Here is a 12549-nt window from a genome sequence, read left to right on the forward strand (position 1 = left end):
AACCGGCCCGGGCTCAGGGCCGAAGATCATCGGTCCTCGATGGTACGCGACCCTGACGTGGGGCGCTCCCCTCGATCGATGAAGGGATTGACCCCGGCCTCCCAGACCCGCACCGTCCCCCCCGTGTCGGCCGAGACGAGTCGACTGCCGTCGGTGGCGAACGCCAGGCCGACGACATCCCCGGAGTGCCCGAGGAGGGTCAGGACCTCCTGGCCGCTGAGGGGGTCCCAGATCCGGACCGAGGAGTCCCGGCCCACCGACGCCAGTCTGGGCTCGCCTCCCCCGCCGAAGGCCAGACTCCAGACACTCCGAGTCTGCTTGGGCAACCGGACACTTCGAGTGTGCTTGGAGAGGGTCCGGAGCGGCCGGCCGTCGGCGGTCTCCCACAGCTTGATGACGCCGTCGGACCCGGCCGTGGCGATCGACTTCCCGTCGGGGTGGAATGCCAGGCCGTGGATCATCGAACGGTCAGCCTCCCAGGCCAGGTCGGGCCGTCGATCGTCCGAGGCCCAGAGTCGGACGATTCCGTCTCCGCCGGCGGAGGCGACGGTCCGGCCGTCAGGGCTGTAGGTGACGGCGTAGACAACGCCCGAGTGGCCCCGCAGAATTGAACGACTCCGCCCCGTCGCGGGGTCCCAGAGTCGCACGGTCCCGTCGCCCCCGGCCGAGGCGATCTCGCGGCCATCGGGGCGGTAGGCGACTCCGTAGGTCGGTCCTTGATGGCCTGACAGTTCCAGGCGCGTCAGGCCGGAATCGGCATCGACGACCCGGATCAGGCCGGAGTGGTTCGCGACGGCCAGGGTCCGACCGTCGGGCGCGAACGCCAGTCCGAGTATCGGGACACCTCCCTCGGGAGTGGAGACCGCGGGGCGTCCGCCGTCGTGGTCGTCGAGGCGGAGCGAGCCGTCGGCCTGGCCGACCGCGATCCGGCGGCCATCGGGCGAGACCGCCAATGCCTTGATCGGGCCCGGGTAGATCTTGTCGGTCGACGGCGGCTTGGCTGATGTGGTGAGCCAGAGGTGGACCCCGCCCTTCAGGTCGGTCGTGACGAGTCGGCCGCCGTCGGGCCGGTAGGCCAGGCACATCACCACTCCCCGGTTCGCCGTCATTTTGAAGAGCAACTGACCGCGGCCATCCCAGAGGTTGACGGTCCGTCGACGGGACTGCAACTGGGGCATGTCGGGCATGTTGGAGGGCTCGCGACCGAAGCTGGCGGCGATCTGGTCCCCACGCGGCGGGGAGAATGCGAGGTCGGTCAGGTACCCGTAGTGGTTGAGCTCGTTGTTGGAGACGGTGGTCAAACGGAGCGACAACTGCCCCGATTCGAGGGTAATCACGACGCCCGAGCCGTCGGAGCTCGCGACACCCAACCGTTTCCCATCGGGGTGGAAGCCCATGGCCAAAGCCCCCCAGTTGGGAAACGTCCTGAGACTGGCCCCCGTGAGGGCGTCGCGGAACTGGAGCAGGCTGCTACCGCCAGAGATGACCTGGGAACCGCCCCGGGTAAAGCCCAAGGCGGTCGAAGAGCCGGCCAAACAGGGCTCGATCCAGAGTCGTCGGTGCGATGCGATCTCCCAGGCAGCGACCTCGCCGTGGAGATTCAGATCGGGGCGATCGCCGTGGATCGAGTAACGGTCTCCGCTGGTCGTTGCGAGAAGTCGGCCGTCGGGGCTGAAGGCGACCCCGTTGCAGACCTCCCGGAATGGGCCGTATTCGCCGAGCAACGCCCCGGTTCTCGCGTCCCACCGGCGGGCCAGTCGATCGGCCCCGGCGGTGGCGACCTCTCGGCCGTCGGGGGAGTAGGCGATGTCGAAGACCGGTCCAGCGTGGGCCTTGAAGCGGAGCGGGCGACCCCCGTCCTCGGCGTCGCAGATCAGGACCTCGCCCGGCGTCTTCTCGAAACCTCGCTTGTCTCCGAAGCCGAGGCCCAGGGCGAGCCGCCGGCCGTCCGGACTGTAAGCGACGCTCTGGACGGGCGCCTTGGCATCCCACTCCCTCAGGTGTTCATAGGCGCAAAGGCGCCAGAGGTAGGACCACTCGAAACCCCGGCGATCGCGCTCGCCCGGCGCGTTTGGTCGGAGGCTTTCGAGTTCGAACAACGCGCCGGCGACGTCGCCGACGTCGATCGAGCGGCGGACGAGATTCACGTTCGCGATGTAGGCGCCGCTCTCGGCCCGATCCTGCTGGTAGCGGGAGTCGGCCAGTGCGCGCGAAAGCTGCAGGTTGTACCAGGAGGTCAGGATCAGGCCGCCGACCAGGGAGGCGGTCGAGAAGCCGAGCAGGCCTGCGAGCGCCGGCTTGCGCCTCGCCCACTTGATGGAACGCTCCAGGTGCGAGACGCGACGGGCGGCGACGGGCCGTCCTTCCAGCCAGCATTGAAGGTCGTCGGCCAGCGCACCCGCGGAGTCATACCGCCGCGCGGGCTGCTTCTCGATGCACTTCAAGCAGATCGTCTCGAGGTCGCGCGGGATCCCCGGGGCGAGCCTGCGGGGCCGGGGCGGCTCACCCTCGGTTACTTGCTGGATGAGGCGGTTCCGGTCGACCGCGTCGAAGGCCGGCCGGAGCGTCAGCAACTCGTAGAGCGTCAGGCCCAGGGCGTAGATGTCGCTGCGGGCGTCGGAGAGGCCGTCGAACCGCTCGGGGGCCATGTATCTGAGGGTGCCGACGACGTCGCCGGTGTGGGTCAGGTCGGCGTCGGCGATCGCCTTGGCCAGTCCGAAGTCCGCGACCCAGACGGTCCCTTGCATGTCCATGAGCAGGTTGGAGGGCTTGATGTCGCGGTGGAGGACCCCCTGGGAATGGGCGTACTGCAAGGCTCTGGCAACCTGAAGCCCGACCCGAGCGACTCCAGGCCAATAATGTTGAGACGTATCGGATACCGAATTGAGGCCGGAGAGCCCCGGCTGGCTCGTCGCGCGCGGAGCGGTGCCGGACCCGACTCCTGCCCGCTCGACGGTTGTCCTGGGCTGCACTTTCGCTGACGATCCCCGTTCGGTCCGTGCGATCGAGGCCGGCCCTGTGTCCGCGTCGTCCGAAGGCCCGAGGCCCGCAGCGAGGGGAATGGGGAAGCTCCCGGTCACGAGGGCCTTGGCCACGTCGGCGGCCGATGCCTCGGCCGCCGTGAGGCCCGCGTCGAAGGGCCCGCCCAGAAGGCCTTCGGCCTGTCGAGATCGCTGCAATTCCCGGATCACCTCGTCGAGCCCGCGTCCTCGGATGTATTGCATGACGTAATAATGGACGCCTTCGTGCTCACCGATTCCGAAGACCGGCACGATATTCGTGTGGTGCAGGCCGGCCGCCGACTTCGCCTCGCGGCGGAAGCGGAGCACGACCTGCTGGTTGGACAGGGCGTGTGCGGGCAGGAGCTTCAGCGCGACGCGGCGCCCGAGCGAGACCTGCTCGGCCTCGTAGACGACCCCCATGCCGCCGCGGCCCACCTCCCTGAGGATGAGGTAGTCCCCCATCCGTCGGATCGGCACGCCGGATCCGGTGGCCTCGTCCTCTGGCGCTTCTTTCCCCCGCAGGTCGGGCTCGTCCGATTTGAATCGCTCGATGGCCACCAGGGCCGGAAACAACTCCAGGATCTCCCCCGCCAAGGTGGGATATCTTCCCGCGTACTCGGAGGGAGACGGAGCCTCTCCATCGCGGAGACGCGCGGCGAATTCTTCGGCGATCTCCCCGAGCAGGTCCTGGTCGGCGCCAGTCGGATCGTGGGGCATGAGCGGGCTCGGGGGGTTGCGGGTAGGGCAGATCAGCGGGTGAAGAAGCCGGGCATGCCCGAGAGGATCTCCTTTAGACGCTTCAGGGCACGGAAGTAGCGATTACAGGCGGCAGTCTTACTGATGCCCAGGACCTCGGCGGTCTCGGCATTGCTGAGCTCCTCGAAGTGGCGCAAGGTCAGGACCTCTCGGTCGATCGGATCCATGCCGTTGAGCGACTCCTGGAGGCGGAGCTTCATCTCGGCTCGGTGAGCCGCCTGGGTCGGCGAGGTGAGGCGTCCGAGCAACATCGCCGCAAGGGAAACCGATGACGCCTCGGGCAAGGCCCCCCGGTAGATCGACACCTCCTGGCCGGCGTCCCTGGCTTTGGCCCCGAGGTGGTGGCGGTGGAAGATCGTGAGACGTTGGGCAGTGAGGAAGCGGAGCCAGAGGAAGGGGGTCATCGTCGGATTGGCCACGTATTCGCCGGCCCTGCGGAGGATGTCGATCTGGGCCTCCTGGAGGACATCGGATGGGTCGACACGGCCCTGGATACGTTGGTCGAGACGAAGGTGGACCATCCGGCGCAGTCGCGACCGATGGCGGATGAAAAGTTCCACCAAGCTCTGCTCATCCACGTCGCCCGGGATGACGTGTTCGTCAGATCGAGTGATATCATTCATTGAAAAGATTTTGCCCCGTGTATCTTACACTGCGCGGCAGCATGGATTGTTCACGGAGAATCCCGATTATTTCGGCGCCGCCTCTCCGTTGGCTCCAGCGGTCCCTGGGTCGAGAGTTCGCGTGGGCCGATCTCAGCCCTCGCTCCGCGTGGTGCGACTGTCACTATGGCCGTCTTCGGCGGCCTCTTCGGCGAGATGATCATCCTTCCGGTCCACGCCCCGGGAGGTTCAGGGGCCTTCATCCGCCACGGCGGCCGCATCCCGGCGCCGCTGTCCAGCCAACGCAATTGAGCCGTCGGTCAATCACAAATATATTCACAAATTCACATCATTATTCATCATGTCGGCCTGGCCGCACGTCTCACGGAGGCCAACCGACCCGCGAAATTCCGGCGAAGGGGACGAAACGAGGTCCCGGTTTTATTTGGGCGCGGCGTGCGGATCGATCGGCTACATTCGTGTAGAACCCCCGTGGCTGTGTGGGGCCATTGGCCTCGTTTCCACTTCCGATTCCGAGATCGAGGAGAGCCCAGACATGAGCGAACCGCACACGAATCCCGTGGATCGCCGGGTGTTCCTCCAGGCGGGCATGGCGGTCACGGCCGCCACGACGGGCCTGGGAAGCGGCTCCGCGGCCGCGCAGGAGCCCAAAGGGGTCCAGAAAAAGAAGGTCCTTCCGACGCGGGTGCTGGGCAAGACCGGCGTCGAGGTCACCCTGCTCAACCACGGGACCGTCGGCGAGCCCGCCGGGCTCAATCGCCTGCTCCGCGCCGCCTACAACGAGGGCGTCCGCTACTTCGACACCGCCGAGGGCTACAAGAACTCGGAGAGGGTCATCGGCGACTGGCTGACGGCCATGCCGGAGGTGCGTAAGTCGATCTTCCTGGCCACCAAGAGCCACGTGAAGACCCAAAGCGACATGCTCAAGAAGCTCGATGAGCGGCTGGCCGCCCTCAAGACCGACTACATCGACCTCCTCTTCTTCCACGGCCTCGAGACGAACCAGACCGACTGGCCCAAGAGCAAGGAACTCAAGGAGGCCGCCGAGGCCCTGAAGAAGACGGGCAAGGTCAAGTTCGTCGGCTTCTCGACCCACGACAGGATGATCGCCGAGCAGATTCAGAACGCCGCCGACGGCGGATTCATCGACGTCATCATGCTCAAATACACCCCCTGGCTCGACAAGAACGCCCCGCTCAACAAGGCCCTCGACGCCTGCCACGCAAGGAACATCGGCCTGGTCTCGATGAAGCAACTCGCCGGCCAGACCGAGTTCACCGCCGAGCGCGTCCCCTCGATCAAGGCCAAGGGGCTGACCCCCGCCCAGGGCCTGCTTCAGGCGATCTGGTCCGATGAGCGGTTCTCGGCCTCGTGCGTGACCCTCCGGAACGTCGAGCAAGTCGCGGAGAATGCCGACGCGGCCAGGCGCTTCGAGCCCCTGAAGCAGGCGGAGATCGACGAGCTTCGCGACGCCGTCCTGGCCTCCAACCCGACGATGTGCCCCGGCTGCGACGGCCGCTGCTCGGTCGCGGGAGGCACCAAGGCCCGGCTCGGCGACCTCGCCCGGTTCTATACCTATCACGAGTCGCACGGGATGAGGGGCGTGGCCCGCGAGTCGTACGCCGAGCTGCCCGCCGAGGAGCGCGACTGGAAGGGCGCCGACCTCGTCGCCGCACGCGAGGCCTGCCACCACAAGATCGACTTCTCGTCGATGCTCCCCGAGGTCGATCGCCTGCTGAGCTGATCCTGGCACTTCTCCATCCTGCCGGTCCTATTCCGCACCTGATGCCGGCGGTCGCGAGTGGCTCGCCGGTGTCAGGGCGCTCGACGATCGCGTTCTCGGGCGAGTCGGGCTCCTTCCGAACGCCCTCACTCGTGCCGCAGGGCCGTGACCGGGTCGACCTTCGCCGCGTGCCTGGCCGGGTAGTACGCGGCGACGGTCGTTACCAGCACGGTGAAGAGCACGACCGTCGCGCCGATCCAGGCCGGGAAGACGAAGATCGATGATTCCAGGTCGACTTTGAGATCACGCAGGATCATCGTCCGGACCCAGGCATCGGCCGGAAACGAGGCCCCCCAGGCTAGCAGCAGGCCGAGCGCCGCCCCGGCCAGGCCGATCAATGCCCCCTCGACAAGAAACACGGACAGCAAGTGCCGGTCGTCGGCGCCGACGGCCTTCATGATGCCGATCTCGCGCTTGCGCTCCAGCACGCTCATCAGCATCGTATTGGCGATTCCCAGCGATGATACGAGCAGCGCCACGCCCGCCACGCACGTCATCCCGCCGAAGATCAGCAGGTAGATCAGCCGCTCACGCTCGATGAACTCGATCGCCGCCCTCGCCTGGACACCAAGGCCGAGCAGCGACTCGACGACCTCCTTGACCTCCTTCTCATCATCCACGAGCACGTACGCGTTATTGACTCCGTCGACTTCGCTCCCCGGAAATCGGAGGTAGAGATCGGCCGCCGTCTGATAGGGAAGGAGCACGTCGGATTCGACCTGGGTATAGTCCCACGTGGCAATTCGCTCTTCGTCCGAGGGCGGTCGTGTCACCCCGATGACCGTGTATTCCTCGCTGAAGACCTCGGGTGCAGGCTGACCGCCCAGGCCCTTCCGCAAGACCTCGACTTCCGGGCCGCTCAGCCCTAGCTTCTCGAGCGAGCCGGGTAAGTTCGCGACCACCTTGTCGAGCGCCGCCCTCTCCTCGCGTCCCGACTCTGATTTCATGATGACCAGACGGAAGCCCGACTCGAGATTCTGAGGCCGGAACTCCAGGCGGAGCTTCTTGCCGACCAGGCCATCGATGTCGGAGTCGGTCGTCAGCCCCAGGCGATAGGCGAGGAACTCGCTGACCACAACCGCCCGTTCGTCGGGTGCCTTGAAGAACCGACCGGCGACCAGACGCCGCCGGATCGGCTCGGAGTCGGGCCTGGCGGAAATGACCTGCGTCCATACCGACTTCTCGCCCAGGATTGCGAATCCGCCGCTGTAGGTCATCGGGATCACGCGGTCAACGTGCGGGATCGCGGCAATCTTCCCCAGCATCGACCCTGAAAGGACCGTCCTGGCCTGAATCGAATTGGCCTGCTGCGCCTTCTCGGCGTTCGCCTTGCGAAGCCGTTCCCGGCGGGCCTTTCCAAGCGTCCCTTCAACGGTGATCTCGTCGGCCCCCGTCTTCACTTCGGCGGGATTCGCTTTCGAATAGACGTCGATCCGTCTCGCCACCTCGTTCCTCCGAGATTCACGCGCCATCGTCTCCTGCACCCCCTCGCCGATCGACAGGCTCGCGGCAAGGACGAACGCGCCGAAGACCACGCCCAGGGTGGTCAGCACGGTCCTCATCTTCTGCTGCCAGAGCGCCGCGATGGGCAGGGTGAGCAGGTCGACCGTCCGCATGCAGGCCCCCTTCGGTCGTCAATCTCGGGAGATCAATCGCCCGTCTTTAAGCCTGACGACCCGATCGGTGCAGGTCGCGGCAAGCTCCTCATCGTGCGTGACGAGCACGAGCGTCGCGCCGTTCTCGCGGACGTGGTCGAGGATCAGATCCATGACTTGCCGGGCCGTCTGGCTGTCGAGATTGCCGGTCGGCTCGTCGGCGAGAACGACCGACGGTCGATTGACCAGGGCGCGGGCCACCGCGACCCGCTGGTTCTCGCCGCCGCTCATCTGCGCGGGGCGGTGGTGCAGGCGATCGCTCAGGCCGACCTTCTCGAGTGCGACTCGCGCCAAATCGCGTCGATCTCGGGTCGAGACGCCGGCGAAGATCATCGGCAGCTCGACGTTCTCGACGGCGGTCCTCGACGGGATCAGGTTGAACGACTGGAAGATCATCCCGACCGTGGTCGACCGGAACCGAGCCAGGCCACGCCCGTCGAGCCGCTCCAGGTCATGACCGCCGACCCTCAGCTCGCCCGAGCTGGCGTGGTCCAGCCCGCCGAGGAGATTCAGAAGTGTGGACTTTCCCGAGCCCGACTTCCCCAGGAGCGCCACCCGCTCGCCCCGCGTCACTTCCATGCACAGGCCCCGCAACGCCTCCACGGGCGAAGACTTCGAGCGGTAGGTCTTGGACAAATCCATCGCTCGGATGGAAATGCACTCATCCGTGGGAAGAAATGGCGTCGCCACAAATTCCGCCTCCGATCACATCGTCCGACATCTGTCAGGCGTGAGGTGATCATAGCATTCGAAGCGGCGTTGCAACATCGCCAGGCGCAATTGGCGGTCTCATCGATCCGAGTTGGTCGTCCCCCTTCCCATCACGATCGATCGGTCAAACTTCCGGTGTCGGGGCGACCGGATCTTCGTTGCGTCGGCGACTCTCGGAGAAGGCCGTCGAAGCTCCCAGGGCGATGGAGAGGCCGACGATCAGGCGCGCCAGGAGGCGGGAGGCGGAAGACTTCGAGATCGCCTCGCCCGTCTCGTCCAGGGGGAACGCCATCGCGCCGACGACCTCGTAAACGGCCGTCCCGACGAGAGCCCCGATGACTCCGCCCGCGATGCAGGCGACCACGCGCCGCCGGGAGCCTCCCTCCGCTCCGAGCCCCAGCGCGACGGAGACCGCCGCGCCGATCGTGCCCCAGATGAGCCCATGCATCATGATCGATGCCAGCGTTTCATCGGGGATGCTGGTCCGGAGGCTGTCGTGCAGGGGAACGGCCAGGAACGGCAAAGCGCCCCCCGCGATCGCGCCCAGGATTGCTCCGATGAGCGCCGGCTTCAGGCCCGAGCGGATGCCGCCGCGTGCCAGTGCACCCGCCAGCCCGAGGGTCAGGCCGAGCAGGAGGCCGAACGCCCCGTAGACGCGGGCCGAGCTCGCCGTCAGCGCCTTCAACTCGGTGTCGTGCGTCGTCGAAAGGTTGAGATTGCCCAGCGTATTGATCCAGACCCTCGACGGCCTCACGGTGCCGAATGGCGTCTCGCCCACGAGCCAGGCGAGCAGACCCGCGACGAGCGCCGCGAGGAGTGCCAGGCCCATGACCGGGGTCATCGATGGGCCGGCGGCCAGGCGTCCACGGGGGGAGGTGTAGGTCGGGGATGGCTCCGAGGGGCTGGCCGCATCGGTCGGGTTCATCGCGGATTCTCGCTTCAATTCCGGGGGAGGGACGCGGGCTCAGATGCCGATGATTTGAACGAGGGGAGGGGGACGGGCGTGCCGGACCCTTCGACGAGACGATAGGCGCGGTCGGCGGGCAGCGGCCCGACCTTGTCGACCTGACCCGACGGCCAGCGGATCTCGATCGACTCGACCGTTTCGGAGCGTCCCAGCCCGACGTGAAGCCTCGGGTCAGAGGCCGAGAGGAAACTCCCGCCACCGAGCCGCCAGACCCGACGATCGCGGCCGCCTGCCCGGACGACGACGGATGCGCCGATGCCGTCCCGGTTGGATCGGACCCCTTGCAGGGCCATGGTCACGAAATGTCCGGCATCGTCGGGTGTTCGATTGTGCATGTAAGCGATCGGGCTGTTCTGGGCCAGAAGGATCGCGTCCTGGCGGCCGTCATTGTCGAGGTCGCCCGAGACCATACCTCGCGAGACTCGAGGCACGGCCCAGGGGGGGCCCGCGTCGCGTGTCACGTCGGTGAGCCGCCCCCCCTCGCCGCCGGTCATCAGCAGGGCGGGCATGTCATAGGGATAGTCGGGCCGATCGTCATTGACGTGACCATTGGCCGTGGCCAGGTCGAGATGGCCGTCATTGTTGGCGTCGAGCAGGATGATGCCGAAGCCGAGCAGGTAGCGGCTGGGGGCGGCCAGCCCGATGGCGGCGGTGTTGTCGGCGAACATCGAGCCTCCCAGGTTCTTGAAGAACGTGGTCGACTCGCCGTAGAAATTCGTCACCAGAAGGTCGGGCTTGCCGTCGCCGTCCATGTCGCCGCAGGCCGTGCCCATGCCAGCCTGGAACGCGCCTGCCGCGTTGCAGCCGACGCCGTTCAGCATCCCGACTTCCTCGAACTTCATCCCGCCGAGGTTGTGCCAGAGGTAGTTTGCCGTGGTGTCATTCGCCACAAAGAGGTCGACGAGGCCGTCATCGTCGACGTCGGCCGCGACGACTCCCAGGCCTCGGCCGTCGGCGTCGACGATCCCCGCCTCGGACGTCACATCCACGAACTTGCCGCCGTCATTGCGGAACAAGTGGTCGGGCAGGGCGGCGTAGGGACGGGGGGTACAGTAGTTGTTGTTCTGGCCGGGATCGCTCCGATCGGCGGCCGATGCGTTCGTCACGCGGGGACAGAGGGGCGGGTTGTCGGCATCCCATTGGAGATAATGGGCGACGTAAAGGTCGAGGTCGCCGTCGTTGTCCAGGTCGGCGAACGCAGATGAGGTCGGCCAGTCCCGGTCCCCGCCCAGCCCCCAGGCCTCCGTCGCGTCCTCGAACGTGCCGTCGCCCCGGTTGCGATAGAGGGCATAGGAACGCCATCGGGTGATGAACAGGTCGGGGTGCCCGTCATTGTCCACGTCGCCGACGGTGACGCCGTGGCCGTACCCCCGGGGCATCGCGGCGATCCCCGATCGCTCCGTCGCGTCCTCGAACGTGCCGTCGCCCCGGTTGCGAAAGAGCCTGTCGCCGGTGTTCGGCCTCGACGGGTCGGGCGGGAAGACCCCCCCTTGGATCGCGAAGACGTCGAGGAATCCGTCGCCGTCGTAATCGATCAGTCCGAGGCCGCCGGACGACGTCTCGGGGATCTGTCGGAGCGGCGATTTCCCGTTGTCGAACGTGAATCGGAGACCGGCCGACTCCGCGTCGTCGACGAACTGGGGGACGACGTTGGCGGCCACAGCCCGCGAGACGACCGACGATCGAGGAGCCGTCCTCGGAGTCGCGGCCGGTTCGAGGAGCGACGCAAGGGTCTGGCCCGGCGCGGGAGGGGAGGCTTTCGCAGGCTCTCGGAGCCGGGCCAGCGCCGCGCGGGGGTCCGGGTCCTGGGGAGAGTATGCGGCCCGTAGGGTCCACCATCCGCGGGCCTCGAACCGACGATCGAGCGACTCGGCGAGCATGGCCAGTGGTAAGAACTGGGAGGGCTCCAGCGACCTGTCCATCAAATCTCGATACTGATCGCGGGCCGCGTCGAGGTCCGACTTCCGCCGCCTCAGCTCTTTCGCCCGCTCGAGATCGCCCGCCTCAACCGCGAGGGTGGCGAGCCGGTCGATTGCCGGGGCGTCGCCGGGCGCGATCGCGATCAGTGCATCGAGGGCCTGGCGTTCGGCCGCGAGATCCTTGTGGCGTGCCAACAACCAGGCGTCCAGCGAGAGCCGTTCGATCTCATCGAGCGCCGAGGCCGGCAGGTGGCCCATCGCGAGCCGTACACCTTCAAGGTCGTCGGCACCCTTCGCCAGATCCAGGCGGGCCCGCCAGACGGCCCTGTCCTCGGGCTGTTTCTTGATGCAGCGATCGAGCCAGGCGACGGCTTCGGCCTGATGGCCCGACAGAAGGGCCAGGCTTGCCTTGGACAGCCAGACCCGGTCGTCCTCGGGGGCAAGCGTCCCGGCCTGGTCGACTTCCGAGGCGACCTTATCGAACATGGTCGTCGCGGTCTCGGCCCTCCAGTGGTCGCGGAGGTCGCCGGTCGGGTCGGTCGTGTTCGGCCAGCCCTGTTCCAGGAGCCGGCAGACGTCCTTGCGTCGTCCCTGCCAGAAATAGAGCTCGGCCAGCGTGCGGCGTATCTCGTGGTCGGAACCCAGGGTCGCGCCCGACTCGATCGTCGATTCGAGCAGGGTTTCCGCATCGCGGAATTTCCCCAGGTTGCCGACGAGCGTCCCCGCGCGGGCGAGTACCGCCTTGGTCGACCACTCCGAGCCCGGACCGACTCGCTCCCAGGCCGCCAACGCCGCCGGGATGTCCTTGCCCGCGTGGGCGCAGACGCCGAGCCGGTAGGCGACCTCGGGGGAGCTTGACCCGGAGGCCATCTGCGCCGCGAGCCAGGGCCTGGCTTCAGTAAAGTCCTGGGCATCCATCTGCCCTCGGGCCAGCTCCAGGCCCGACTCGAACATCCAGGACGAGACCACCATCCAGACGAGGCCGCCCACCAGCACGGCGAAGACGGCCGAGATGATCCACCGGAGTCGACCTCGAATCATGGAGCACCCCGGCAAACGCAAGGGGCGGGGCCCGAAAGGCACCCGCCCATGTGGCGTCGATCGTCAAGTTGTGGGGTCGAGTTCGCCCGGAC

Annotated in this window: 7 protein-coding genes; 1 reads left to right on the forward strand and 6 read right to left on the reverse strand. The window is 67.1% G+C overall.

Translation table 11 applies throughout. The features are described 5' to 3' along the window. Window positions 1–26: 26 nt before the first annotated feature. Together EP7_RS17325 and EP7_RS17330 are read right to left on the reverse strand one after the other, a co-directional pair. Window positions 27–3719, reverse strand: coding sequence for a WD40 repeat domain-containing serine/threonine protein kinase (locus EP7_RS17325; protein ID WP_463522931.1), 3693 nt, complete (start codon window positions 3717–3719; stop codon window positions 27–29). A gap of 32 nt (window positions 3720–3751) precedes the next feature. Continuing rightward, window positions 3752–4381 carry a sigma-70 family RNA polymerase sigma factor gene (locus tag EP7_RS17330; RefSeq protein WP_463522933.1) on the reverse strand — a complete coding sequence of 210 codons (630 nt, stop codon included), beginning with the start codon at window positions 4379–4381 and terminating at the stop codon, window positions 3752–3754. Window positions 4382–4916: 535 nt separating this feature from the next. On the opposite strand from EP7_RS17330, the gene EP7_RS17335 reads away from it, so the two are divergent. Further along, window positions 4917–6125 (forward strand): aldo/keto reductase, encoded by a 1209-nt coding sequence (locus tag EP7_RS17335; protein WP_463522935.1) that lies wholly within the window; start codon window positions 4917–4919, stop codon window positions 6123–6125. Between the two features lie 125 nt (window positions 6126–6250). Here the strand turns inward: EP7_RS17335 and EP7_RS17340 are convergent, their stop codons facing one another. The 4 genes from EP7_RS17340 to EP7_RS17355 form a co-directional block, all read right to left on the reverse strand. Then, window positions 6251–7780 carry an ABC transporter permease gene (locus EP7_RS17340; RefSeq protein ID WP_463522937.1) on the reverse strand — a complete coding sequence of 510 codons (1530 nt, stop codon included), beginning with the start codon at window positions 7778–7780 and terminating at the stop codon, window positions 6251–6253. Window positions 7781–7798: 18 nt separating this feature from the next. Continuing rightward, the gene (locus EP7_RS17345) at window positions 7799–8461 is read right to left on the reverse strand and encodes an ABC transporter ATP-binding protein (protein WP_463522939.1); all 663 of its coding nucleotides are present in this window, start codon (window positions 8459–8461) and stop codon (window positions 7799–7801) included. A 193-nt stretch (window positions 8462–8654) separates the two neighbouring features. Then, complete coding sequence (locus tag EP7_RS17350; RefSeq protein ID WP_463522941.1) at window positions 8655–9455, reverse strand: hypothetical protein; 801 nt, start codon at window positions 9453–9455, stop codon at window positions 8655–8657. Between the two features lie 14 nt (window positions 9456–9469). After that, window positions 9470–12457 (reverse strand): FG-GAP-like repeat-containing protein, encoded by a 2988-nt coding sequence (locus EP7_RS17355; RefSeq protein ID WP_463522943.1) that lies wholly within the window; start codon window positions 12455–12457, stop codon window positions 9470–9472. Window positions 12458–12549: the final 92 nt, after the last annotated feature.

Source organism: Isosphaeraceae bacterium EP7 (genome assembly GCA_038400315.1).
Taxonomy (GTDB): Bacteria; Planctomycetota; Planctomycetia; order Isosphaerales; family Isosphaeraceae; genus EP7.

What these genes read in the sequence shown, in the direction of transcription:
- EP7_RS17340 (WP_463522937.1), bottom strand. Translation starts at nt 7,780, where the DNA reads ATGCGGACGGTCGACCTGCTCACCCTGCCCATCGCGGCGCTCTGGCAG.
- EP7_RS17350 (WP_463522941.1), bottom strand. Translation starts at nt 9,455, where the DNA reads ATGAACCCGACCGATGCGGCCAGCCCCTCGGAGCCATCCCCGACCTAC.
- EP7_RS17330 (WP_463522933.1), bottom strand. Translation starts at nt 4,381, where the DNA reads ATGAATGATATCACTCGATCTGACGAACACGTCATCCCGGGCGACGTG.
- EP7_RS17345 (WP_463522939.1), bottom strand. Translation starts at nt 8,461, where the DNA reads ATGGATTTGTCCAAGACCTACCGCTCGAAGTCTTCGCCCGTGGAGGCG.
- EP7_RS17325 (WP_463522931.1), bottom strand. Translation starts at nt 3,719, where the DNA reads ATGCCCCACGATCCGACTGGCGCCGACCAGGACCTGCTCGGGGAGATC.
- EP7_RS17355 (WP_463522943.1), bottom strand. Translation starts at nt 12,457, where the DNA reads ATGATTCGAGGTCGACTCCGGTGGATCATCTCGGCCGTCTTCGCCGTG.
- EP7_RS17335 (WP_463522935.1), top strand. Translation starts at nt 4,917, where the DNA reads ATGAGCGAACCGCACACGAATCCCGTGGATCGCCGGGTGTTCCTCCAG.